Source organism: Micromonospora arida, from assembly GCF_003857035.1.
Lineage (GTDB): Bacteria > Actinomycetota > Actinomycetes > Mycobacteriales > Micromonosporaceae > Micromonospora > Micromonospora arida.
In genome coordinates this window covers 1-23,558 of record NZ_QGSY01000195.1, presented here as the reverse complement: position 1 = coordinate 23,558, position 23,558 = coordinate 1, and the positions used below count along the sequence as shown (strand labels likewise).

Genomic DNA, 23,558 nt, shown 5'->3' with positions numbered 1-23,558 from the left:
ACCAATGCGCGCTGCGTCGATGTCCGACCAGAAGCGATCTGTCGCCTACCTGAAGGACCTGACGCTGCGTGAAAACCCTGAACCTCGGCATCCTGGCTCACGTCGATGCCGGTAAGACCAGCCTGACCGAGCGGCTGTTGCACGACGTCGGTGTGACCGACCAGCTCGGCCGGGTCGACGCGGGCAGCACCCAGACCGACACCCTGGCACTGGAACGGCAACGCGGGATCACCATCCGTTCGGCTGTCGTCTCCTTCGTGCTGGACGACGTGACCGTCAACCTGATCGACACGCCCGGTCACCCGGACTTCATCGCCGAGGTCGAGCGGGTGCTTGGTGTGCTCGACGGCGCGGTGCTGGTGATCTCCGCGGTGGAGGGGGTGCAGCCGCAGACCCGGGTGCTGATGCGAACTCTGCGCCGGCTGCGCATCCCGACGTTGATCTTCATCAACAAGGTCGACCGGGCCGGGGCAGACCCCGACCGGGTTTTCCAGGCGGTCGCGGAAAAGCTCACGCCGAGCGTCGTGGCGATGGGCGCGGTCGCGATGCCGGGGACCCGCAGCGCCCACTGCACGACGTACGGGCCCACCGACCTCGCCTTCACCGACCGGCTGCTCGACCTGCTCACCGGCCAGGACGACGTGCTGCTCGCCGACTGGGTGGCGGACACGTCCTCGCTGCCGTACTCACGGCTACGCGCTGCGTTGGCGACGCGGACCGGCCGCGCGCTGGTGCAGCCCGTGTACGCCGGCTCGGCGATCACAGGTGCCGGGGTGCACGCGCTGATCGCCGGTATCACCGAGCTGTTGCCCACCGTCCAGGGTGACGCCGACGCCCCGGTCTCGGGCACCGTGTTCGCCATCGAACGGGGTCCAGCCGGAGAGAAGATCGCCCTGGTCCGGCTCTTCGCCGGCACGATCCGGATTCGCGACCGGGTCCGCGTCGGCGCTGTCGACGCTGAACTGGTCACTGCCGTACGAGTCGTCGCCCACGGGGCCGACGTGGTGGCGTCGGCGGTCGAAGCCGGCCACATCGCCCGGTTGTGGGGCCTCCGGCACGCTCGGATCGGCGACCCGGTGGGCGTACCACCCGAACGTGCCGGCACCGACCGCCACTTCGCGCCACCCACCCTGGAGACCGTGGTGGTGCCGACGCGCCCCGCCGACCGGGTGGCGCTGCACGCCGCGCTGACCCAGCTCGCTGAGCAGGACCCGCTCATCAACCTGCGGCAGGACGACCGGCAGCACGAGATCACCGTGTCGCTCTACGGCGAGGTGCAGAAGGAGGTCATCCAGGCCACCCTTGCCGACGACTTCGGCGTGGGGGTGACGTTCCGGGAAACCAGCACGGTGCACGTGGAGCGGGTGTGCGGCGTCGGTGCGGCGGTGGAGGTGATCGCGGTGGCGCCCAACCCGTTCCTGGCCACCGTCGGGCTGCGGATCGCGCCGGCGCCGACCGGTGCCGGCGTGACTTTTCGGCTCGGCGTCGAGTTGGGTTCGATGCCACCGGCCTTCTTCACCGCCGTGGAGGAGACCGTGCGCCGAACCCTGCGCCAGGGCCTTCACGGGTGGGAGGTCCCCGACTGCGAGGTGACGATGACTCACGCCGGTTACTGGGCGCGGCAGAGCCATTCCCACGGCACCTTCGACAAGAGCATGTCCAGCACGGCGGGGGACTTCCGCAGTCTCACACCGTTGGTGCTGATGGCCGCACTCGCCCGTGCCGGCACCCGGGTCCACGAGCCGGTTCACCGCTTCCGGCTGGAGGTGCCGGGTGACGTCCTCGGCACGCTGCTGCCCGCGCTCACCCGGCTGGACGCGGTCCCGACCGACACCACCGGGCGGGGCGCGTCCTACCTGGTGCAGGGTGAGATCCCGGCCGGTCTGGTGCACGCGCTGGAGCGTCGCCTGCCTGCGCTGACCCGGGGGGAGGGCGTGCTGGAGACCGAGTTCGACTGCTACCGGCCGGTGCGTGGCCCCGCCCCCGTCCGGACCCGCTGGGACAACAATCCGCTGGATCGCACGGAGTATCTGCTGGCGGTCGCGCGCCGGGTCGGCGGCCGGTAGCGGCGATATCCATTGCGGACGCGCCGCAGCCCTCCTACTGTCGTCGGTGCACCGTCAACCGAGCAACCCGGAGGGAGTACGCCATGTCGCGACGTGTCCGCACCGACGCCCGCTGGTGCCTACTCCCCACCGGCACCCCTCAGCAGCTCACCGCCAGCACCTGTGCCTACTGCCCAGCGCGGCGCAACGAGCCGGGGTGGCGCGACTGACGCCGACGCTGACGCGTCCGCCGGCCGCCCATCCCACCGGGATCGGGCGGCCCTTCTGTATCCGCGCACCGCCGCTGGCGACCAAAATCTGATCATTAACGGTCACGGCATGACCTAAGGAGTCCGCCATGGGATTCACCCCCCTCGCCGGTACCCGGGCACCGGTCCGGGTCTGGACCGACCCGTACGCCATCGAGCCGCAGGCCGCCAAGCAGCTGCGCAACATCGGCGCACTGCCCTGGGTGCAGGGTGTCGCCGTGATGCCCGACGTGCACTTCGGCAAGGGCGCCACGGTCGGCTCGGTGATCGCGATGCGGCAGGCCGTCTCGCCGGCCGCGGTCGGCGTCGACATCGGCTGCGGGATGTCGGCGGTACGTACCTCGCTGACCGCCGCCGACCTGCCGGACGACCTGGCCGGGCTGCGCTCCGCGATCGAGGCCACCATCCCGGTCGGCTTCGCCCAGCGCAAGGACTCGGTCGACACCCGTCGGATCCGGGGCCTGGAGCAGGCCGGCTGGGACGACTTCTGGGGCCGGTTCGCCGGCCTGGACCGGCGGGTGGCGCAGCTGGAGACGCGGGCGCAGCGGCAGATCGGCACCCTCGGCGGGGGCAACCACTTCATCGAGGTCTGCCTGGAGCAGGGCGGCGCCGACGAGGGGCGGGTCTGGCTGATGCTGCACTCCGGGTCCCGCAACATCGGCAAGGAGCTGGCCGAGCGGCACATCGGGGTGGCCCGGGGGCTGCCGCACAACGCGGACCTCCCGGACCGGGACCTGGCCGTGTTCCTCGCCGGGACGCCGGAGATGGACGCGTACCGGCGGGATCTCTGGTGGGCGCAGGAGTACGCGCGGCGCAACCGGGCGGTCATGCTGGCACTGCTCTGCGGTGTGGTGCGTGAGCACTTCCCGCAGGTCGGCTACGACGAGCCGATCAGCTGCCACCACAACTACGTCTCCGAGGAGAGCTACGACGGCGTTGACGTGCTGGTGACCCGCAAGGGCGCCATCCGGGCCGGCCGGGGTGACCTGGGCATCATCCCCGGGTCGATGGGCACCGGGTCGTACATCGTGCGGGGGCGGGGAAACACCGACGCGTACTGCTCGGCGTCGCACGGGGCGGGGCGTCGGATGTCTCGGGCCCAGGCCAAGCGGACGTTCAGCACGCAGGACCTGGCCGCGCAGACCTCCGGGGTGGAGTGCCGCAAGGACGCCGGGGTGGTCGACGAGATCCCCGGCGCGTACAAGGACATCACCGAGGTGATGGCCCAGCAGGAAGACCTGGTCGAGGTGGTGGCGCACCTCAAGCAGGTGGTCTGCGTGAAGGGCTGACGTGCCGTGCGGGCCGGGGAGACCGGCCCGCACGGCCGCTGGTCAGAAGCCGACGAAGACTCGGCGCAGGTCGTCCAGGGTCACCGAGCCGGTCACCTGCACCCCGTCGGGGGTGTGCTGGGCGCCCAGCCGTCCGGTGGCCAGCCGCAGCCACGACTCCGCCGGGGCCACCAGCTCCCCGTCGGGGCGCTCCGGCGCGTCGACGATCTCGACCTTCTCGCCCAGCCGCAGCCCGAACGTCCGCTCGGGCGCGTGCAGCCGGACCAGCACCGTGGCCTCCCGGCCGGCCAGCTCCTGCGGTCGGCTGGTCCAGGCCAGCATGCCGCCGATCTGGTCGAGCAGCAGCGCCACCGCGCCCGGCGTCACCGCCGCGAACGGGTTGAACGCCACCTCGGCGTCCCACTGGTGCAGGGCGAACTCGCTGAGCCGGAACCGGGCCGCGGTGGCCACGTCGACCGGCTCCGGCAGAAAGCCGAGGTCGATCCGCGTCGAGGCCCGGGTCTCCGCGTCCAGCGCCTCGTACGCCTCGACCAGCCGTTCGTTGGTGGCGAGGAACCCGGCGGCGTGCTCGGCCGGGGACATCGCGTCCCAGCGTGCCCAGACGCCACGGTTGAAGTCGCCGTCCGGGCCGGGCGCTCCGGAACGGGCGGCGTCCAGCGTCGCCAGGTTGATCTCGGCGCCGCTGCCCAGGTGGCTCAGCACCTGGGAGACCTGCCACTCGCTGGCCCCCGACGGCCGGAGCAGGTCGTCCTCCTTGAGGTCCCGTACGAGCGCGGCGAGCTCCTCGTGGCCCGCACGCAGAGCGGTGATGATCTGGTCAGCAGGGGTCGACATGGATCTCCTCAAACGGATTTTCGACGATGGTCGGGACGCTACCGGACGATGGCCGCCGGCCGGCCCGCCCCGGGGTCGGGGCGCTCCGGCCGGCGGCCACGTCGGTCAGGCTCAGCCCATGTGCACGGTGTTGCCGGTCGGGATGTCCTCCTTGCGGACCTTCACCAGGACCAGGGTGGCCAGTCCGGCGAGCACGATCAGCGCCGCGCCCCAGGCGAAGGCCACCCGGTAGCCGTGCACCAGCGCCTCGACCTGGTTGACCGGGTTCGGCGCCCGTCCGACCAGATAGGCGGCGACCGCGCTGGTGTAGAAGGTGTTCAGCAGCGCGGTGCCGAGCGAGCCACCGATCTGCTGGGTGGCGTTGAGCGTCGCGCTGGCCGCACCGGCGTCGTGCTCCGGCACCCCGACCAGGGCGAGGCTGGACAGCGGGACGAAGGTGAAGCCCAGCCCCAGGCCCAGGACGACCTGAGCGGGCAGCAGGTGGGTGAGGAACGAGGTGTCCACGTCGATCTGGGTCAGCACCAGCATGCCCAGGGCGGCGAGCGCCGAACCGGCGACCATCAGCGGCTTGGCACCCAGCCGGGGCATCAGCTGGCTGGCGCCACCCGCGGCGATCAGCACACCGGCGGTGACCGGCAGGGACGCGAGACCGGCTTCGAGGGGCTTGTACTGCAACACCACCTGGAAGTAGAAGGTCAGGAAGAGGAACGCCCCGAACAGGCCGGCGCCGATCAGCGTCGAGGTGAGGAACGCCCCGCCCCGGTTGCGGTCCAGCAGGATCCGCAGCGGCAGCAGCGGGTGGCTGGAGCGCAGCTCGATCACCACGAAGACGGCGAGCAGCACCACGCCCGCGGCGATGAAACCGAGCGTCGCGGTGGCGTCCCAGCCGTCCTCGGCGGCCTTGGTGAAGCCGTAGACCAGGGAGACCAGGCCGGCGGTCACCACGATCGCACCGGGCACGTCGTAGCGGGTGTTGCCGTGGGCCCGGCTCTCCGGCACCAGCGGCAGCGCGAAGGCGATGGCGATGGCGGCGACCGGGATGTTGACCAGCAGGCACCAGCGCCAGTCGGCGTACTCGGTGAGCACCCCGCCGAGCAATAGGCCGACCGCCGACCCACCGCCGGCGATCGCGCCGTACACCGCGAAGGCCTTGGCCCGCTCGGTGGCCTCGGTGAACAGGACGGTGAGCAGCGCCAGCGCGGCCGGGGCGAGCAGCGCGCCGAAGGCGCCCTGCAACGCGCGGGCGGCGAAGAGCATCTCACCGGTGGTCGCCAGACCGCCCAGGGCGGAGGCGAGCGCGAAACCGGTCATGCCGACCAGGAAGGTGCGCTTGCGCCCCCAGTAGTCGGCGATGCGACCGCCGAGCAGCAGCAGACCACCGAAGGCCAGCGTGTAGGCGGTGATCACCCACTGCCGGTTCGCGTCGGTGATCCCCAGGTCGGCCTGGGCCTGCGGCAGCGCGATGTTCACGATCGTGGCGTCCAGGACGACCATCAGCTGTGAGACCGCGATGACCGCCAGCGCGATCCAGCGCCGCGGGTGCGGTGCTGTCGACGCCCCGGCGTTGGGCGCGCCGGGCGCGGTCGAGGTGGTTCCGGGCATGGTGAAGCCTTCCGTGTTGCGAATATCGGTGAATCAGGCCGGCGATGGACGGTCGTGCTGATAGCGGAGTACCGGGATCAGCACCTGGTCGACGACCTGGGTGAGGAACGCGTCATCGGCGGGTAGGCCGTGCGCGACGATGCGGGACATGGTGAGCGCGGGCGCCAGGTCGTGGAACAGCTCCCGCTCGCCGGCCTCCGGCGGGATCTCCCCGCGGGCGGCGGCCCGGACCAGGACGGCGGTGCTTGCCACCCGCTCGGCCGGCAGCACCTGGTGACGCACCAGCCGTTCCAGCTCGGGGTTGGTCCGCATGGCGAAGGTCAACGCCTGCATGAGGTCGCAGTCGGCCGTGCAGATCGCGGCCGTGGCCCGCAGCAACTCGATCAGGTCACCGCGGAGGGAGCCGGTGTCGGGCGGGTTGTGCACACCCACCTGCCGGTCGCGCAGGGCGGCGACGACCAGCTCGGCCTTGCCGTCCCAGCGTCGGTAGATGGTGGCCTTGCTGACGTGGGCGCGGGCGGCGACGGCATCGATGGTCATCCGGTCGAAGCCGACCTCGCGCAGGGTGTCGATGACGACGGTGAACAGGTCGCTGTCGGTGCAGCGCGGAGACCGGGCTGCCGGCACCCCGGCACCCGCGCCCACCTGCTGACCACCCAGCATCCCGACCCCCGCGAAACGATGTCGTACTGACCCTAGTTCGCGGTTGGCTGTTCGTGCAGGCTTTCGTGAGTTGCCTCGCACCCACGCGCGAAACGATTGCGTTTCCACCGGGAGTCCGGCGGGTGAACGAGTGGTCAGCCGCCGGGGGCGAGGACCACCGGCACTGCCATCGTGTTGATCCGCGCGCCGTTCTCGGCGGACACCTCGTACACCTCGACCGTGCCCTTCTGTTCGCGGACCGTGCGCCAGCCGACCAGGACCCGGTAGCCACCCCGGCAGCCGCTGCCGCAACTGGCGGTGCCGAAACCGGTGGCCACCTCCCGGCCGGCGGCGTCCAGCACCCGGACGCTCACAGTGGCCTCGAACACGGTGGCGGTGCCGGTGACGACGAGTGGGGCGGAGACGCGCTCGCCGGGGATCGGGCCCGTGACCACGATCGGTGGCAGCAGGTCCGCGTAGTCCGCCCGGTCGACCGGGGCCGCGCCGTCGAGGCGGACCTGACGCACGCTGGGGAACTGGGTGAGGGTCCACACCACCTGCGCCTCGCGCAGCCGCCGGGCGGCCGGGTCGCCGACGGACGGCACCCGCAGCGTCGCCACGCCGTCGGCGATGCGGGTGACCTCGACGCCGGCCGGAAGCAGGGTGATCATCCCGGTGGCGGCCTCGGCCGGGCTCGGCCCGGCGGCCAGTTCGGTCAGCGCCAGCCGGGACGTCGCGACCGTGGCCGGCCGGGTGCGCCGGGTCGGCACGAGCAGCCCGGCTCGGACGTACCACAGCTCGATGGTCACCGGGTCCGGCCGGCGCGTGGCGGTGGACGCCGCCGTCGACGGACCCGGCGGCCGGTTCGTGGGTGGTGGCGTCGGTGCCGCGACCCGGGTCGGGGTGGGTTCCGGGCGGTCGGTGGGTGCGACGCTCGGCGGCGGCGCGGTGGGCGCCGGGCCGAGGTCGCCGGAGCGGGGAGTGCCGCAGCTGCCGAGCAGGAGCGCCGCGGCCAGCGCCGGTACGCCCAGCCCGACCGCGCCGCGGCCGGTCATCCCGCACCGCCCGGCGTGCCGGCGGTACGCCCAACCGGACCCGGCTGGGCGCGGTCGTCCGGGTGCGGCACGTCGCCGTGCGGGCCGGCGGGACCGTCGGCGGGCAACTCCAGCCGGAACCGGGTGCCCTCGCCCGGTTCGCTGCGCACGCTCAGCGCGCCGCCGAGCAGCTCGGCGTGCTCCCGGGCGATGGCCAGCCCGAGCCCGCTGCCCGGCGCGGAGCGGGACGGATCGACCTGGTGGAACCGGTCGAACACGCGGGGCAGATGCTCGGCCGGGATGCCCGGCCCCTCGTCGGTGACCTCGAAGACGACCAGGGGGCCCGCACCCGCCACGCTGGCCGTGATCTCGCCACCGCCGTGCTCGACGGCGTTCGCGACCAGGTTGGCCAGCACGCGCTCCAGCCGACGCGGGTCGGTGCGCGCCGCGACCGGATCACCGGTGACCCGCACCTGCGGCGACCAGCCGCGCGCCGCGACGATGCCGTGCAGCAGCGCCAACGCGTCGACCGGCCCGACGGCCAACTGCTCCCGCCCGGCGTCCAGCCGGGAGATCTCCATCAGATCCTCGACCAACCGGCGCAGCCGGACCACGTCGCCGACCAGCAGCCGGGCCGCCGGCCGGGCGTCGTCGGGCAGCTGGTCGAGGTGCTCGCGCAGCAGCGACGCCGCGGCCACCAACGCGGTCACCGGGGTACGCAGCTCGTGCGCGACGTCGGCGGTGAACCGCCGCTCGCGGGCCTGCGCGGCCGACAGCGCCGCGATCTTCGACTCCAGGGCCTCGGCCATCTCGTTGAAGGTCGCCGCCCAGACGCTGAACTCGTCGCGCCCGCGTACCGGCAGACGGGTGGCGAGCAGGCCCTCGGTGAGCGCCCGGGCGGCCCTGCTGGCCCGGCCCACCGGCTCCAACGTGCGGCGGGCCAACGCGTGACCCACAGCGGCGGCGAGCAACACCACGAGCACCCAGCCGGCCACCAGCGCGGTGCGTAGCTGACCCAGGTCGGTGGCGACGTCGTCCTCCACGGTGAGGACGTACAGCTCGGCGGTCGAGCCGGGAATGCGCCCACCGATCACCAGCAGCCGAGGACGCTCCTCCGGCGCGGAGCGCTGATAGCCGAGCCGCCCGTCCGCGACGACGGCCCGCAACCGGGTGCCCAACACCGGGGCGTACGCGGGGTGCGAGGCGCGGGTCGGGCCGTCGACGAGCAGCACGTGCCGACCGCTGGCCTCGAAGCTGGTGAGCAGTTCGGTGCTGCGCTGCTCGGTCAGCGGCAGGAACTGCCCAGCGAGAACGAGTTGGTAGCGGGCGTCGGCGGCGGCCTCGTGCACCGACGCGTCCAACCAGGACTGCCGCAGCAGCAGCCCGGTCCCGCCGGCGAGCAGCCCGGCCGAGACGCCGGCGACCAGCACGAACGCGATCGTCAGCCGGCGCCGCAGGCGGCCGGGGAACACCGCGCGTCCGGCCATCGCCGACCCCCCCCGTCAGCCCGTCGACAGTTTGTAGCCGGCGCCGCGTACGGTCCGGATCAGCAGTGGCTGCGCAGGGTCGTCCTCGACCTTCGCGCGTAGCCGCTGCACCGCCACGTCGACCAGTCGGGAGTCGCCGAGGAAGTCGTGGTTCCAGACCAGGTCCAGCAGCAGTTCCCGGGTGAAGACCTGACCGGGCCGGCGGGCCAGCTCCAGCAACAGGCGGAACTCGGTGGCGGTGAGCGCCACCTCCTGGCCGTGCCGGCGGACCACGAAGCCGCCCGGGTCGATCGCCAGGCCGCCGACCTCGATGACGGTCGAGGGGGTTGGCACGCTCACCCGGCGCAGCACCGAGCGAACCCGGGCCACCAACTCGGGCAGGTCGAAGGGCTTGCGCAGATAGTCGTCCGCGCCGCACTCCAGCCCGACCACCACGTCGATGGTGTCGGTGCGCGCGGTCAGCATCAGGATCGGCACCTGGCTGGTCCGCCGGATCTCCCGGCAGACCTCCAGACCGTCCAGGCCCGGCAGCATGATGTCGAGCACGATGAGGTCGACCGGGTGGGCGCGGAACGCGGCCAGGGCCTGCCGCCCGTCGACCGCGGTCTCGACCCGGAAACCGGCGCGGCGCAGACCGAGGGCGGTGACCTCCCGGATCGAGAAGTCGTCCTCGACCACCAACACGCGGCCCTCCATCACCCGAGGGTAGACCCGGCGCCACCATGCGTAGTCCTGGCAGAACGGTCGACATCGGCGGCCGGCTGGCCCCCTCCCGGCACTGCCCGACCGCTACGGTCAGTGCCTTCGGCACCCCTGAACCAGCTCACACGAAAGGGCACGACGTGAAACGTCATGGCTGCGTGATCCGACTCCGCCCCGAGCAGCGGGAGACCTACCTGCGGTTGCACGCCGCCGTCTGGCCGAGCGTGGAGAAGACGCTGCGCGAGGCGAACTTCCGCAACTACACCATCTTTCTCCACGACGACCTGCTCTTCGGCTATTACGAGTACGTGGGCGACGACTACGAGGCCGACCTGCGGCTGATCGCGGCGGACCCGCAGACGCAGGAGTGGTGGAAGCTGACCGACCCGTGCCAGGAGTCGATCGCCGAGCCCGGCTCGGGCGACTGGTGGGCCCCGATGCGCGAGGTCTGGCACCTGGCCGACGAGGCTTAGGTCAACAGTGTCGATCATGGAGTTGTGGTGCCTGTTTCGGGCGGCTGGCGGTCGCTTCGTCGCCCACCACAACTCCGTGATCGGCGGGGCGGGGAGTTCGGCGCTCGTTACTCACCGTCCATGGTGGGTCGACCGCGCTGTGATCCGTAGCGTCGAGAGTGAATCCGAGTGATCCGGGGGTGGCAGCGGATCACCAGGCATCGCGGGGGGCGACGGTGACCGACCGTGGGAGCAGGAGCGGCGACGACAGGCAGCGGCGCGGGACGACACCGCAGCGCCGCACCAGCGTCAGGGTGGGTGTCGCACTCGTGCTGTTGGCGGTCCCGCTACTGCCGATCATGTGCCTGTCGGGCCTGGCGCTTCTCCTGACCATGGCTCCGTCCGAGCCTTGCCAACCGCCATTCGTGCAGGATCCGTCGGACTGCGGACCCGACACGTTGCAGTTGCTCCCGACCGCGTTGCTGGCGGGCGGCTACGGCGCAGCGGCCATCGTCCTGGCCCTCCGGGCCAGCCTGCCGCCCTGGGTGCGCATCGGCGCCCTGGTCGCGGCGCCGGTGGCTGCCATTCCCCTTGTCTGGGTGCTGTTCATCCACCCCTTCTGATCGTGCTCGCCCCAGCACGCGGGCAACCGCGCCGTACGCCGAACGCGCTGTAGTCCTCGAAGCCAGCGTGCCGTCGGCCGCTGGGCAGCCGAGCTGCGAGAATCGGTGGTCTGGCTCGTCCGCTATGTCCCGAGACTGCGTCGTCTCGAAAATCGTCGACAAGAATTGTGGGCGTGCTGTCGATTGGGATCGGTTCCGTTCGTAGCCCTGGTGAGAGCCCGGTATCGCAACGGGCCGCACACCCACTGGAGGGCACGATGACCGACACTGCGAACACGACCCACGTCACCACGTCGAATGTCGGTGCGCTGATCCGGACCGGTGTCGCCGCCACGGTCGCGGCGAGCATCGCCACCATGGCCGTCGCCGCCGCCGGAAACCTGGCCGGGATCAGCCTCGAGCTGGGCGGCGCCCCGATCCCCGTGACGGGGTTCGGGGTGCTGACCGCCGTCTTCTCGCTGATCGGCGTGATCATCGCCGCGTCGCTGGCGCGTTTCGCCCGGCGCCCCCGGCTCACGTTCGTCCGCACGACCGTGGTCCTGACGGTCCTGTCCCTGGTGCCGGACGTGATCGCCGACGCCGGGGCGGCCACCAAGACGCTGCTGATGCTCACCCACCTCGTCGCGGCAGCGATCATGATCCCCGCCGTGGCGCGCCGCCTGGCCGCCTGACCTGTTCCCTTCCCACCGAGCTACCGGAGGATCGTCATGAAGCAGTACCTGCTGTCCGTGCATTTCGTCGAGGGCGCACCGACGCCGTCCGACGAGGAGACGCAGACCATGTTCAGGGAGACCGGCCGGATCAACGACGACATGCAGGCCGCGGGCGCCTGGGTCTTCAGCGGGGGACTCACCTCGCCGGACAGCGCCACCGTCGTCCGGGTCGAGAACGGCACCACCGCCATGAGCGACGGGCCGTTCGCCGAGACGAAGGAGCACATCGCCGGGTTCTGGGTCATCAAGTGCGCGGACCTGGACGCGGCGCTGGCCTGGGCCGAGAGGTGCGCGGCGGCCTGCGGCCCGATCGAGGTGCGCCCCTTCGACGACCTGTCCCAGGCCTGACCAGCAGCCGGTCTCCCGACATGGACCTGGCGAGCATCTACCGCGCGGAGTACGGCCGCTGCGTCGCCACCCTGGCCCGCCTCCTCGGCGACATCAACCTCGCCGAGGAGGCCGTCCAGGACGCCTTCACCACGGCACTGCAGAAGTGGCAGACCCTGCCGCCGAACCCGGGGGCCTGGATCGTGACCACGGCACGCAACCGTGCCGTCGACCGTCTTCGCCGGGAGTCGACCCGCGAGGCCCGGCACGCCCAGGCCCTGCTGCTGTATCACCAGGATGAGCCCTCGGAGGTGGGACCGGTGCGCGACGACCAGCTGCGACTCATCTTCACCTGCTGTCACCCGGCGCTGGCTCCGCAGGCGCGGACGGCTCTCACCCTGCGCCTGCTGGGCGGCCTCGAAGTACCGGAGATCGCCCGTGCCTACCTGGTCCAGGAGGCGACCATCGCCCAGCGGATCGTGCGCGCCAAGAAGAAGATCCGCGACGCCGCGATCCCGTACCGGGTGCCGGCCGAACATGAGCTGCCGGACCGGCTGCCGCCCGTCCTCGCGGTGCTCTACCTGATGTTCAACGAGGGCTACGCGTCCACCGCCGGCCCGTTGATCAGAACGGACCTGTGCGCCGAGGCGATCCGGCTGGCCCGCGAACTCGCCGCGTTGATGCCCGACGAGCCCGAGGTCCTGGGCCTGCTCGCCCTGCTGCTGCTGACCGAGGCGCGCCGCCCGGCCCGGCTCGGCCCGACCGGCGACCTGGTGCTGCTGGCCGACCAGGACCGATCACTGTGGAGCCGGCCGCTGATCGCCGAGGGCCATGACCTCGTTCGCCGTTGCCTGCGCCGTAACCGGCCCGGCCCGTACCAGATCCAGGCCGCGATCAGCGCGGTGCACACCGACGGCGCCGCCACCGACTGGCCGCAGGTCCTGGCACTGTACGACCAGCTTTTCGCTCTCGCGCCAACCCCGGTCGTGGCGCTCAACCGTGCGGTCGCCGTCGCCGAGGTGCACGGACCGGCGGTGGCCCTCGCCGCGTTGGAGGGCATCGACCTCCCGGGCTATCACCGGCTGCCCGCCACCCGGGCCGAACTGCTCGCCCGGCTCGGACGCAACGACGAGGCCCGAGCCGCCTACGACCAGGCCGCGGCACTGGCCACCAACGAGACCGAGCGGGCCTACCTGCAGACCCGTCGCACCGAACTCACCCGTGAACGGAGAACATCATGACCGCTACCTACACCGTCGACGTCTTTTCCAGCCTCGACGGCTTCGGAACCACCAGTGGCAACTGGGGCGGCTACTGGGGGAAGCAGGGCCCCGAACTGCTCGCGCACCGCCTGTCCGTCTACAGCGCGGAGCAGCGCATGGTCTTCGGGGCCCACACGTACCGGGTGTTCGCGCAGATGCTGGCCGCGAGCACCGAGGAGTCCGAGGTCCGCGACGCCTGGGTGACCCAGATGAGGAACCTCCCGGCGACCGTGGTGTCGAACACGCTGGAAGGCCCCCTCGACTGGCCGGACGCGACCGTCGTGCGCGGTGACGCGGTCGACGTCGTCGCCCGGCTCAAGGAGGAGTCCGACGTGCCCCTGCGATCGCACGGCAGTCTGTCGTTGAACCGGGCGCTGATGGCCGCCGGGCTGGTCGACCTCGTCCAGGTGACGCTCTTCCCGGTGATCACCGGACAGACCGGCACCGAGCCGATCTTCCAGGGAGCGGCCGACTTCGACCTGGAGCTGATCGAGAGCCGGACCCTCGACGGTCGCACCCAGGAGCTCGTCTATCGGCCCACCCTGCACGTCTGAGTCATCCGTGCACCGCTACCCCTGCTTGAGAAACGCCGCCCCGTCGATGATGTCGGCGATCGCGTCGAACGGGTCGTACTGCCCAATCTCCTTGGCCAAGACCTCCGCCTGGGAGCGGTAGCCGGGGTCGTTCAGCACCGTCCGCACCGCGGCGCGCAACTCGGTGATCCCCGGCGTGCTGGTACGCAGATTGACTCCGGTGCCGGTCCACTCGACGCGGGCGGCCACCTCCGGCTTGTCCTCGCTGGCACCGGCGACCACCAACGGCACTCCGTGATACAGGGCGGTCTGCACCCCGCCGTAACCGCCGTTGGTGACCAGCGCGTCGGCGTGCGGGAGCAGCCGGTCGAACGGTACGAAGCTGGCCACCCGCACGTTGTCCGGCACGTCACGCAGGGCCTGGCGTACCAGGGCCGGGCCGTCCTCCCGTGCGGTGGCGGCCACGACGAGGACGTCGAGATCGGCAAGGGCGCGCACTGTGGGGATGACCAGGTCGTTCAGATCGCTGTTGGCGACAGTTCCCTGGGTGACGACAACCACCGGCCGACCGGACGACAGCTCAGCCCACCATGCCGGCTCCTCGTATTCGTCACTGCGGGAAGGAGGAAGCGTACCGACGAAGCGCAGGTGCGCCGGAAGGTCGCTGCGGGGGTACTCGAAGCCAGGCACGGTCAGCTGCAGGTAGTGGTCCGTACGGCGGAAGGGCGCGTCGAAAAGGTAGTCCGGCAGCGTCACGCCCAATGACGCGAGCGTTGCCTCGCCGATTGTCTGCAGAGCGGCAAAGATCTGGCGCGCCTCAGCGTTCATCGCTCGGTTGCGGGCGCGTGCCTCCTCGCCCGACGTCGGCAGTATTCCGAGGCCGAACGCCGGAGTGTCCTCGCTCTGGATCAGCAGGGGAACCGAGCCCAGCGTCACGAGCGTGGGGCGTTCCTCCGGCGCCATGGCGAGGCTGAGCGCCGGTATCGACCAGAATCCGAGCTCACCCAGCACCACGTCCGCGGGGAACTCGGCCAGCAGTGCCCGCAGACCCCGTAGCTGGGCGGGCAGGTGGCCCAGGAAGAAGTTCTCGAAGTCGAACGACAGCTGGGCTGGCCCTGGCGGCAGTGTGGCCCGTGCCGGAAAGAGTGTGTCCAACCTCCGGTCGTCGAGGTCGGCTTCCGGAGGTAGCGCCTGGAACCGCGCCCCGATCGCCAGAGCGCGCTCCGCGAACCGGGAACCGGTGTACACGACCACCTCGTGACCACGCCCGACCAGGTCCGCCGCGACCGTGAGGACTGGGCTCACGTGCCCCTGAAAGGGGGTCGCTCCAACTATCACCTTGGCCATGCGCGTCTCCTCATGTCGACGTGGTTGCCCAAACGGAAAAACAGCCCAGCCTGTCGGCACCCGCGCAAGTCAGCTGTCCATGCTCGGGTGCTGCGGTGCTTGTACGTCCGCGACCTGAATGATCGTCTTGCCCGGCGCGCGGTGGTGACGGGCGAACGCCGAGGCCGTTTCGTGCAGCGGCCGGACGCCGCCGACGATGGGTTTGAGCCGTCCGCTCCGCAGACGCTGGGCGAGGTCGATCAGCCGGGCGCGATCAGGCTCGACGACGAAGAAGACGGCTCGCCCGTCCTTCGGTTGAACGGTGGGTGGCGCGGCGATGGTGACGACGGTGCCGCCCGGGCGTACCAGGTCGGTCGATCGCTGGAGGATGTCACCGCCGATCACGTCGAGCACCACGTCCACCTCGCCGACCTGGTGCAGGTCGTCAGCGTCCAGGTCGACGAAGGTCTGCGCGCCGAGAGCGAGCGCGAGATCACGGTCGTCGGCTCGGCCGGTGCCGATCACGTGGGCGCCCACCTCCCGCGCGAGTTGAACGGCGATCGAGCCGACGCCGCCCGCGGCACCGTGAATCAGGACGGTCTGGCCCGGCGCGAGGTGGGCGTGGTCGAACAGTGCCTGCCATGCGGTCAGTCCGGAGATGGGCAGCGCCGCGGCCACGGCGTGGTCGATGTCTGCCGCCAGCGGAGCGAGGTTGCGAGCCTCCACCGCCGTGTACTCGGCCAGGGATCCGTTGCGCGCCCAGTCGGTCAGCCCGAACACCCGTTGGCCCACGGTGAGCCCGGTGGTTCCGTAACCGAGTTCGACAACGACTCCCGACAGCTCGTGCCCGGGGATGGTGGGTGTCCGGTCGCGGCCGGCGCGATCGGTCCACGTCGCCGGCCAGTCGAGTTCGCCGGGGGTGAAACCGGCGGCGTGGACGCGCACGATGACGTCGTTCTCCGCGGCATGGGGGTACGGCATGTCGGTGAGGGTGAGCCCGCCGACACCCGCGTGACGGTCGCTTACGGTGATCGCTCGCATGGGCGTCCAATCAACTCGGCCAGGGCGAACCGACGATGCGTTCGACCGTCGTCACGCGCTGGAAGCCGGGGATGAAGTGTTCGAGGATGTCGGAGTTCACGGTGCCGTTCGTGGTCTCCGGGCGGTTCCTCAGCCCGTCGACCTGGGCACGCAGGAACTCGTTCTTGAAGTCCCCTCGCGGGTGGGCGGCGAGGATGTCGCCCAGTTGATCGTGTTCCAGCCCGTCCAGACCGAGGCCGAGCACGTCGGTCAGGACGCCGAGGTACGTGGTGGCGATCTCCGGACCCATCCGGTCCGGAATGCCCGGCGAGGTGTGCAGCGCGATCGCCGTCCACACGGTCTCGGCGGCGGCGGTGGAGAAACCCCGGCCCAGAAGGAACGCGCGCGCGTGGTCGGCGCCGTCGATCTCGAAGCGCTGCTCGACGTCGGAGAACGGGGTCAGGAGGCCGGTGTCGTGGAACATGGCCGCCAGATAGAGCAGCTCCGGGTCCGGTTTCACGCCAAGCCTGCGAGCGTGAATCAGACCGAAGAGGAAGACCCGCCGGGAGTGGTGGTAAATGACCGGTCTGGTCGTTTCCTGGATGTGCCTGGTCGCTGCGGCTACCGCCGCCGTCTCAGGAATCTCCAATCCCCCGATGACCTCTGACATGTCCTCCGACCTTCCGGCAGTGTGCGGACGTGCTGACGTCGTCCATGCTGCCCACCGATCGTTCTACGCCGCCGCCCTCGTCCGGCCAGGAATCCCTCATATCCGGACACGGTTCATGGTCGGTAACGGCGTGCTACCAATGAGCGGTGCTGAACACCGGACCGCATCGCGTCGCGATCTTCGTCTACGACGGGGTGACGTTGTTGGATGTCGCCGGTCCGGCGGAGGTGTTCAAGGAGGCGAACCGCTTCGGCGCCGACTACCGGATCGTGCTGCTGTCGCCGACCGGGGAAGATGTCACGTCAAGTCTCGGGGTTCGGTTGGCGGTCGATGGTGCCGTTTCTGCCGAGCCCGCCTTCGACACGCTCCTGGTGGCCGGGTCCGACCACTATCCGCGCGCCCAGGTGCCCGCGGACCTGGCCGACGCCGTACGCCTACCGGTGGCGGCGGCGGGAAGGGTCGCCTCGATCTGCACCGGGGCGTTCGTGCTCGCCGCCGCTGGTGTCCTCGACGGGAAGCGTGCGACCACGCACTGGCAGGTCGCGCACGAGCTCGCCGCGCGGTACCCAGCGTGCCGCGTCGAGCCGGACGCGATCTACGTTCGCGACGGCACCACGTACACCTCGGCGGGGGTGACGGCCGGTATCGACCTGGCGCTCGCGTTGGTCGAGGAGGACCACGGGCCCGACCTGGCGCGCGACGTCGCACGCGCCCTGGTGGTGTACATGCAGCGCGCGGGTGGCCAGTCCCAGTTCTCCGCGCCTCTGCAGGGACCGCCGCCCCGCTCGGCGGCGCTACGGACGATCACCGACGTGGTGACGGCGAACCCCCGTGGGGAGCACTCGCTCACCGAACTCGCCAGACACCTCAACGTGAGCACCCGGCAGCTCACCCGACTCTTCCACGACGAGTTGTCCACCACGCCGGCCCGCTACGTGGAGAACATCCGCTTCGACCTGGCGAGGGCGTTGCTCGACCAGGGCCACACCGCGACGCAGGCCGCGACCCTCGCCGGTTTCCCCAGCTACGAGAGCATGCGACGGGTCTTCGCCCGGAAGCTGTCGATCAGCCCGGCCGCCTACCAACGCCGGTTCGCTACGGCTCGCCGCGCCCAGCCGGGTTAGCGCTTCGCCTGGCCGTCCGCCTCAACTGGGCGGACGGCCAAGCGGATCGGCCGGCTCCGATCACCACTGGTGGGCGACGTCGAGCACCACCCGGCTGTGGGTGCCGGGACCGGCGAGCACGAGCACCCGGAAGGGCAACCGCGCCCGTACGCCGACGGCGAAGGTGCTGTAGCCCTCGAAGCTGCCGCCGAACACCACGTCGCGCAGCGTCGGGTAGCGCAGCAGGTTCGCCACGTGCTCGCCGACCGCGTACTGCACGGTGCCGAGGTGGTCGTCGTCGTACGTCGGGGCCCGCAGCGAGACCCGCAACAGCGCTCCGCCGGCGGTGTACGGCGACAGCGCCAGGCCTTCACCCTCGGTCCACGTCTCGCCGTAGCCGATCGCGTAACCGTCGACCGGGCCGTTGAACTCGAACACCACCCGGTCGTAGCAGTCGTGCCGGCCGGTCCGTACGTCGATCAGCGGGGCGTCGCTCAGCGCGCCGGCCGTCTTGTCCGCGCTGCCCCAGGTGATGCCGCAGTACGCCGCCGTGGTCGTGGTGCCCGCGGCGGTGCTGCTGCCGGCGCTGGCGACCAGCCCGGCGAGGACGACCGCCAATGCGGTGAGTGCGCTCCTGATCCTCATGGTGGTTTCTCCGTTCGGTACCGGGGTCACGTCGCGGCGGCGCTGCCGGTGACCCTCTGCCACCACCGTCGTCCTGCCCCGGCACGGGCGCTTCGCCGCGGCGTAACCGCTGGGTAACAGCGTCCACGTCGCCGATATGACGCTTCCGCTATGCCGAACATCGACCGCCGTCACATTAATATCTACGTTCATCGATGACCCGGTGGTCGACGGCCGCCGGACGACCGCAGGGGAGTGCCCGATGTTCCGAGGACAACTGAGACGCGCGGCGCTGGCCATGCTGGTGGCGATCCTGGCGGCGGCCGGGATGCAGCTCGCCACCGGTACGCCGGCCGCCGCCGTCCGGACCGTCTACTACGACGCGAGCCGGACCGGCGAGTTCCGCACCAACTTCGACCAGGCGGCGCAGATCTGGAACAGCCGGGTCAGCAACGTCCGACTCCTGGCCGGCACCCCGGCCAGCATCACCATCTACGTCGACGAGGGCTGGCCCCGCGCGCAGCCGAGCGGTCTCGGCTCGGGCCGGATCTGGATGGGCCGCACGGCCGTCAACCAGGGCTACGACCGCACCCGCATCGCCACCCACGAAGTCGGCCACATCCTGGGCCTGCCGGACCGGCGCACCGGCCTCTGCTCCGACCTGATGTCCGGTAGCAGCGCACCGGTCTCCTGCCGCAACGCGAACCCCAGCGCGGCCGAGGCGAGCCGGGTGAACTCGCTGTTCGCCGGCACCCTGGCCGCGCCGGCCAGCACGACGTACACCTGGAACGGCGCCTCGGACATCAGCCCGCTGGTGGTCGGCGGCCGGCCGGCCACGGAGAACTACCCCTTCATGGTGTACGTCTCCGGCTGCACCGGCACGCTGATCAAGGGCAACTGGGCGGTCACCGCCAAGCACTGTTCGACGCCGTCCTCGGTGCGGGTGGGCAGCATCAACCGCTCCAGCGGCGGGACCGTGGTGCGGGTGACCCGGGCGGTGAACCACCCGAGCGTCGACGTCAAGCTGTTGCAACTGGCCAGTTCGGTCACGTACGCGCCGGCCCCGATCCCGAGCACCTCGGGTGCGGTCGGTACTGCCACCCGGATCATCGGCTGGGGTCAGACCTGCGCCCCGCGGGGCTGTGGTTCGGCCCCGGCGGTGGCCAACGAACTCGACACGTCCATCGTGGCCGACAGCCGGTGCTCCGGCATCAACGGCCCGTACGAGATCTGCACCAACAACACCAACGGCAACTCCGGCGCCTGCTACGGCGACTCGGGTGGCCCGCAGGTGCGCCGGGTCAACGGAGTGTGGAACCTGATCGGCGCCACGAGTCGGGCCGGCAACAACAACTCCACCTGCGCCACCGGCCCGTCCATCTACGTCGACCTGCCGTCGATCCGATCGTGGATCTCCACTCAGGTGGGTGGCCTGCCGGTCTGACCATCAGCGACATCGCGGGCCGGGGGCGAGCGCCAGACGCGTCCCCGCCCCGGTGTGCCCGGTGTCACCCACGAGATCCCACGATGAAGTACGGTGCGTGGCATATCGGCACATCGGAGGTGGCGTCATGCCTACCGTCGTCGTTCTCGCGCTGACCCTCGCCCTCGCACCCGCGCCGTCCCCGTCGGCCACCTCCAACCCGCTCGGTGACATACTCGGCGGCGTCGGCCGGATCGTCGACGACCTGCTCGGTGGCGGCACGCCGAGTGCCGCTCCGACGCCGAGCGACGCCCCCACCGGGGCGGCCACGCCGAGTCGGCCACCGGTCACCGGTCGGCCCAGTCCGGCGGAACCCACCGCGATTCCCAAGCCCGCCCGGTCGGCTGGCGGTGTCCCCGTACCCGCAGCATCCGATCGCCGCACCGCTGGGGAGGACACCGGCACCCCCGAGACCGTCGTGCCGCCGCGCGCCGGCGACACCCCCGCACCGGTCGCCCCGCCGGCGCTCGCCAACCCCACCCGCAATGCCTGGCCACCCGTGTCGTACCTGCTGGTCGTGGCGGTCCTCGCGGTGCTGGCACTGCTGCTCCTGCGCCGCCGGGCCCCGGTTCCCGCCGCCGCCGTGCCCGGGCCGGACCCCGGACCCGTACCGGATTCGGGCCCGGAGCCGGATTCCGGCCCGGTGCCGGACAACGTCAGCCGATTGCCGACCAGCCTCAACGCCATCTACGAGATGGGCCGGCAGGACGAGCGACTCGAGCAGGAACGCCGCCGGCGAACCTGAGGGCACGCCGTCCTCACGACGCCGAGTAGGCGCCCTCACGCCGGGGGATCGCGTCGTCGTACGCCCCGACCGGCCCGCTGTAGCGGGCCTTGCCCTTCGGGTACGGCCAGGCGTTCGCGGTGCAGCCGTGCAGGCCCAGCGTCTGCTGCTGCATCACCGGCGCCGGCCGGCCCCGCCCGGGGCACCGCTCGTGGCCGTACCCGAGTTTGTGCCCCACCTCGTGGTTGACCATGTACTGCCGGTATGTCTCCAGCGTCGCGCCGTAACCCGGCACCCCCTTGACCCAGCGCGCCACGTTGAGCACCACCCGGCCACCGTTGCGGCAGGAGGTGTAGGCGTCCGGCACGTCCTGGCAGAGGGTGTCGCGGGTGCCGGGGGTCGCCAGGTAGATGGTGAAGTCGGTCGGTTCGCCGGCACCGACCCGGCGCAACCGCCACGCCCCGCCCGCCGTCCACCCGCGTGGGTCGTTCAATGTCGTGGTGATCGCCGTGGCGATGTCCTTCGTCGGCAGGCCCCGGATGTCGCGCTCCACGGCGACCCGGTAGCGCAGCAACCGGCCGGCCGTCGCGCGCCCGGGGGTCGTCTCGCCGGGCGCCACCGACCAGTGGTTGCCGCCGGTGGCGGGGTAGCTGACCGGGATGACGGGCGCGGGATCGGGTCGGACCTCGGCGGCCCCGGTCGGCCGACCGACAGGTGTCGCCGGTCCGTTGGGCAGCGGCCCGGCGGCGACCGGGTCGATGGCGGGTTGCCCGGCGGCGGGCAGGCCGCACCCGGTGAGCAGCGCCACCACCAGCAGCGACGCCATCGATGCGGGACCCCAGCGGCGGGTAGCCTTCGTCGACATGTCTCTCCCCTCGCGCGTCGCTCGGCGGCGGCGCGGAGGAGAAGACGGGTGACCGCGTCGAAAAGTTGATGTGACCCAGGGCTCAACCTTTTGCCGGTCTCGCCCGTCTCTAGCTCTGTGGCACGGGGAGGGTTCGCGGTGGCGCGGGGTGACGCGGATTTCGTCGAGTTCGCGCGGGCGGCGTCCGCGCGACTGGTACACGCCGCGTTCCTGATGACCGGTGACCACCACCAGGCCGAGGACGCCGCGCAGACCGCACTGGTGCGCACCTACGCGTCGTGGTCGCGGATCCACGACGACGACGCCTACGGGTACGCCCGCCGCACGCTGGTCAACCATCTGGTCGACGGGTGGCGGCGGCCGATGCGGGAGTACCCGACCGACGAGGTGCCGGAGCAGCGGCGCGGCGACGTGGCCGACGAGGTGACCACCCGGCGCTGGTTGATCACCATCCTCGGTGCGCTCAGCCCCCGGGAGCGCGCCATCGTGGTCCTGCGCTACTACTTCGACCTGCCGGAGGCGCAGGTGGCCCGGGAACTCTCCGTATCCGTCGGCACGGTCAAGAGCACCAGCTCACGAGCGCTGGAGAAGTTGCGCAGCGCCACGCCCCGCACGGCCGACGAGGAGGCGCGTCGATGAGCGAACTGGACCGGCTCCGCCATGCCATGCGCGCGACCGAACGCCCCGACGCCGTGCTCGACCTGGCCACCGTGATGCGCGAGGGACGTCGGCTGCGTACCCGTCGGCGCGTCGCCGGAGCCGGGGCGGCGACGCTCGCGACCGGCCTGGCCGCCGTGGTCGTGGTGGTGGCGGTCGGCGCGTCCGGGCCCGGCGATCCGGCGCCGACCCAGCACCCACCGCCGGTCGCCGTTGCTCCACCGTCGATCGGTGTCTCGCCGTGGGCGGAGAAGTCGCTGGGCGCCACGCCACCGCCGACGGTGGGCCGCGACGAGCCGCCACCGAAGCCGCTGGGCCAGATCGTGGACAGCGGGGTGCGGCACGGCGCCGAGCGTCGGGTCTACTACTTCGTCCCGGTGTCCGTACCCGGTGAACACAAGGTGTCCATCGGACTGGCCGCCGGTCGCCAGGCTCCGGACGGCTCGTTGAGCACCGACATCCTGGTCAACGACGTGGAGGGCAGCGACCGCAGCGCCGGGTTCCACCAGATCGGCTACGACGAGCGCCTCGCCGCGCCGGTGCCCACCTTCGGTTACTTCGTCGGCCCCGCCAAGCGGATCATCGGCACGGTCGGCGGTCGGCAGGTCGACGCCCGAGTGGCGCCATGGAGTGGCGACAAGCAGGTGCTGATCTTCTGGTTCGACCCGGCGCGGCTCACTCCGGGGGAGCGGCTGGACGGCATCATCGCCCGCGACGCCAGCGGCCGCCGCCTCTGACGCGCTGACGGCCGGTCAGGCCGGCCGGGCCGACTCGATCGGCGCTCAGGCCAGTCGACGCTCGATGGTCACCGTCGTCCCCTCGGCGGTGGAGACCAGCCGCACATCGCCGTAGGCGTTCATCAGCAACGCGCCGCGCCCCCGGTCCATCGCCGGCCGGCGGTCCCGCCAGGTGCCGAAGTCCCGTACCGAGATCCGGACCAGCCCGCCACCCACCTGGACGCGCACCCGCACCTCCGGGCGGCTGGGCCGCTGCGCGTGCTCGACGGCGTTGTTCATGGCCTCGGAGGCGGCGAGCAGGAGATCTTCCAGCACGTCCGGGTCGACGTCCAGCTCGCTCAGTGCGCCCCGGACGTCCCGACGCATCGCGGCGGCGGAGGTGGGTGCGGACGGGTACGTCCATCCGACGTCGAGGAGGTCGCCCAGCCCGTCCGGGTCGGCCGGCCCCTCCAGGACCACGGACTCGTCACGGACGGGCTCGACCACCGGGGTCGGCGGAACGGGGCCGATCGGGGCGGGTCGGGCCGGGGAAGCC

At 71.6% G+C, this 23,558-nt stretch carries 26 protein-coding genes and 1 pseudogene; 15 read left to right on the top strand and 12 right to left on the bottom strand.

All coding sequences use genetic code 11. From position 1 onward, the window contains the following. The first annotated feature begins 68 nt into the window (after positions 1-68). The 3 genes from DLJ58_RS18500 to DLJ58_RS18495 all read left to right on the top strand — a co-directional run bounded on the left by DLJ58_RS18500 (position 69) and on the right by DLJ58_RS18495 (position 3,603). Positions 69-2,066 carry an elongation factor G gene (locus tag DLJ58_RS18500; RefSeq protein ID WP_124858079.1) on the top strand — a complete coding sequence of 666 codons (1,998 nt, stop codon included), beginning with the start codon at positions 69-71 and terminating at the stop codon, positions 2,064-2,066. A gap of 83 nt (positions 2,067-2,149) precedes the next feature. Next, complete coding sequence (locus DLJ58_RS34910; RefSeq protein ID WP_279635887.1) at positions 2,150-2,275, top strand: hypothetical protein; 126 nt, start codon at positions 2,150-2,152, stop codon at positions 2,273-2,275. Between the two features lie 128 nt (positions 2,276-2,403). Next, positions 2,404-3,603, top strand: coding sequence for an RtcB family protein (locus DLJ58_RS18495; RefSeq protein ID WP_124858077.1), 1,200 nt, complete (start codon positions 2,404-2,406; stop codon positions 3,601-3,603). A 42-nt stretch (positions 3,604-3,645) separates the two neighbouring features. On the opposite strand, the gene DLJ58_RS18490 is transcribed toward DLJ58_RS18495, so the two are convergent. From DLJ58_RS18490 to DLJ58_RS18465, 6 genes are all read right to left on the bottom strand, one after another. Next, positions 3,646-4,437 (bottom strand): maleylpyruvate isomerase family mycothiol-dependent enzyme, encoded by a 792-nt coding sequence (locus DLJ58_RS18490; protein WP_124858075.1) that lies wholly within the window; start codon positions 4,435-4,437, stop codon positions 3,646-3,648. A 111-nt stretch (positions 4,438-4,548) separates the two neighbouring features. After that, positions 4,549-6,039 (bottom strand): MFS transporter, encoded by a 1,491-nt coding sequence (locus DLJ58_RS18485; RefSeq protein ID WP_124858073.1) that lies wholly within the window; start codon positions 6,037-6,039, stop codon positions 4,549-4,551. Between the two features lie 33 nt (positions 6,040-6,072). Beyond that, positions 6,073-6,702: a TetR/AcrR family transcriptional regulator gene (locus DLJ58_RS18480; protein ID WP_124858071.1), complete on the bottom strand. Its 630-nt coding sequence runs from the start codon at positions 6,700-6,702 to the stop codon at positions 6,073-6,075. Positions 6,703-6,836: 134 nt separating this feature from the next. Next, entirely contained in the window at positions 6,837-7,736 is a 900-nt protein-coding gene (locus tag DLJ58_RS18475) for a Gmad2 immunoglobulin-like domain-containing protein (RefSeq protein WP_124858069.1), read from the bottom strand. Further along, a complete protein-coding gene (locus DLJ58_RS18470) occupies positions 7,733-9,202 on the bottom strand; it encodes a sensor histidine kinase (RefSeq protein ID WP_124858067.1) in 1,470 nt (489 codons plus the stop codon). The genes DLJ58_RS18475 and DLJ58_RS18470 overlap by 4 nt, the downstream gene beginning before the upstream one ends. 15 nt (positions 9,203-9,217) lie before the next feature. Beyond that, complete coding sequence (locus DLJ58_RS18465) at positions 9,218-9,898, bottom strand: response regulator transcription factor (RefSeq protein ID WP_124858065.1); 681 nt, start codon at positions 9,896-9,898, stop codon at positions 9,218-9,220. 164 nt (positions 9,899-10,062) lie between these two features. On the opposite strand from DLJ58_RS18465, the gene DLJ58_RS18460 reads away from it, so the two are divergent. From DLJ58_RS18460 to DLJ58_RS18435, 6 genes are all read left to right on the top strand, one after another. Beyond that, on the top strand, positions 10,063-10,377 hold the full coding sequence (locus DLJ58_RS18460) for an L-rhamnose mutarotase (RefSeq protein WP_225855080.1): 315 nt from the start codon (positions 10,063-10,065) through the stop codon (positions 10,375-10,377). 293 nt (positions 10,378-10,670) lie between these two features. Beyond that, positions 10,671-10,979, top strand: a complete 309-nt coding sequence (locus tag DLJ58_RS18455; protein WP_124858063.1) for a hypothetical protein — start codon at positions 10,671-10,673, stop codon at positions 10,977-10,979. 257 nt (positions 10,980-11,236) lie between these two features. After that, positions 11,237-11,650 carry a DUF6069 family protein gene (locus DLJ58_RS18450; protein ID WP_124858061.1) on the top strand — a complete coding sequence of 138 codons (414 nt, stop codon included), beginning with the start codon at positions 11,237-11,239 and terminating at the stop codon, positions 11,648-11,650. A gap of 36 nt (positions 11,651-11,686) precedes the next feature. Next, entirely contained in the window at positions 11,687-12,040 is a 354-nt protein-coding gene (locus tag DLJ58_RS18445) for a YciI family protein (protein ID WP_124858059.1), read from the top strand. Positions 12,041-12,060: 20 nt separating this feature from the next. Next, a complete protein-coding gene (locus tag DLJ58_RS18440; protein WP_124858057.1) occupies positions 12,061-13,260 on the top strand; it encodes an RNA polymerase sigma factor in 1,200 nt (399 codons plus the stop codon). Next, positions 13,257-13,835, top strand: coding sequence for a dihydrofolate reductase family protein (locus DLJ58_RS18435; RefSeq protein WP_124858055.1), 579 nt, complete (start codon positions 13,257-13,259; stop codon positions 13,833-13,835). The genes DLJ58_RS18440 and DLJ58_RS18435 overlap by 4 nt, the downstream gene beginning before the upstream one ends. A gap of 15 nt (positions 13,836-13,850) precedes the next feature. On the opposite strand, the gene DLJ58_RS18430 is transcribed toward DLJ58_RS18435, so the two are convergent. The 3 genes from DLJ58_RS18430 to DLJ58_RS18420 all read right to left on the bottom strand — a co-directional run bounded on the left by DLJ58_RS18430 (position 13,851) and on the right by DLJ58_RS18420 (position 16,830). Next, positions 13,851-15,119: a nucleotide disphospho-sugar-binding domain-containing protein gene (locus DLJ58_RS18430; protein WP_158629608.1), complete on the bottom strand. Its 1,269-nt coding sequence runs from the start codon at positions 15,117-15,119 to the stop codon at positions 13,851-13,853. A gap of 111 nt (positions 15,120-15,230) precedes the next feature. Beyond that, positions 15,231-16,121 (bottom strand): NADP-dependent oxidoreductase, encoded by an 891-nt coding sequence (locus DLJ58_RS18425; protein ID WP_244219008.1) that lies wholly within the window; start codon positions 16,119-16,121, stop codon positions 15,231-15,233. A gap of 70 nt (positions 16,122-16,191) precedes the next feature. Then, positions 16,192-16,830, bottom strand: coding sequence for an HD domain-containing protein (locus tag DLJ58_RS18420; RefSeq protein WP_124858049.1), 639 nt, complete (start codon positions 16,828-16,830; stop codon positions 16,192-16,194). Positions 16,831-16,976: 146 nt separating this feature from the next. On the opposite strand from DLJ58_RS18420, the gene DLJ58_RS18415 reads away from it, so the two are divergent. Continuing rightward, entirely contained in the window at positions 16,977-17,954 is a 978-nt protein-coding gene (locus DLJ58_RS18415) for a GlxA family transcriptional regulator (RefSeq protein ID WP_208741191.1), read from the top strand. Positions 17,955-18,014: 60 nt separating this feature from the next. Here DLJ58_RS18415 and DLJ58_RS18410 read toward each other — a convergent pair whose 3' ends face one another. Beyond that, positions 18,015-18,578 carry an AMIN-like domain-containing (lipo)protein gene (locus DLJ58_RS18410; RefSeq protein ID WP_124858047.1) on the bottom strand — a complete coding sequence of 188 codons (564 nt, stop codon included), beginning with the start codon at positions 18,576-18,578 and terminating at the stop codon, positions 18,015-18,017. A 136-nt stretch (positions 18,579-18,714) separates the two neighbouring features. Here DLJ58_RS18410 and DLJ58_RS35165 point away from each other — a divergent pair. The 3 genes and pseudogenes from DLJ58_RS35165 to DLJ58_RS18400 form a co-directional block, all read left to right on the top strand. Further along, positions 18,715-19,293 (top strand): annotated as a pseudogene (locus DLJ58_RS35165) (snapalysin family zinc-dependent metalloprotease); the annotation flags it as partial. A gap of 3 nt (positions 19,294-19,296) precedes the next feature. Beyond that, positions 19,297-20,001: a S1 family peptidase gene (locus DLJ58_RS35160; protein ID WP_425271323.1), complete on the top strand. Its 705-nt coding sequence runs from the start codon at positions 19,297-19,299 to the stop codon at positions 19,999-20,001. 127 nt (positions 20,002-20,128) lie between these two features. Then, positions 20,129-20,785 (top strand): hypothetical protein, encoded by a 657-nt coding sequence (locus tag DLJ58_RS18400; protein WP_124858043.1) that lies wholly within the window; start codon positions 20,129-20,131, stop codon positions 20,783-20,785. A gap of 13 nt (positions 20,786-20,798) precedes the next feature. Here the strand turns inward: DLJ58_RS18400 and DLJ58_RS18395 are convergent, their stop codons facing one another. Beyond that, positions 20,799-21,629 carry a DUF3152 domain-containing protein gene (locus DLJ58_RS18395; RefSeq protein WP_124858041.1) on the bottom strand — a complete coding sequence of 277 codons (831 nt, stop codon included), beginning with the start codon at positions 21,627-21,629 and terminating at the stop codon, positions 20,799-20,801. Positions 21,630-21,767: 138 nt separating this feature from the next. Here DLJ58_RS18395 and DLJ58_RS18390 point away from each other — a divergent pair, with 138 nt between their 5' ends. Continuing rightward, the gene (locus DLJ58_RS18390; protein ID WP_124858039.1) at positions 21,768-22,268 is read left to right on the top strand and encodes a SigE family RNA polymerase sigma factor; all 501 of its coding nucleotides are present in this window, start codon (positions 21,768-21,770) and stop codon (positions 22,266-22,268) included. Continuing rightward, positions 22,265-23,023 (top strand): hypothetical protein, encoded by a 759-nt coding sequence (locus DLJ58_RS18385; protein WP_124858037.1) that lies wholly within the window; start codon positions 22,265-22,267, stop codon positions 23,021-23,023. Before DLJ58_RS18390 ends, DLJ58_RS18385 begins: the two co-directional genes overlap by 4 nt. Positions 23,024-23,068: 45 nt before the next feature. Here the strand turns inward: DLJ58_RS18385 and DLJ58_RS18380 are convergent. Continuing rightward, positions 23,069-23,558: ATP-binding protein (locus tag DLJ58_RS18380; protein ID WP_148097996.1), on the bottom strand; the 490-nt coding region annotated here is incomplete at its 5' end.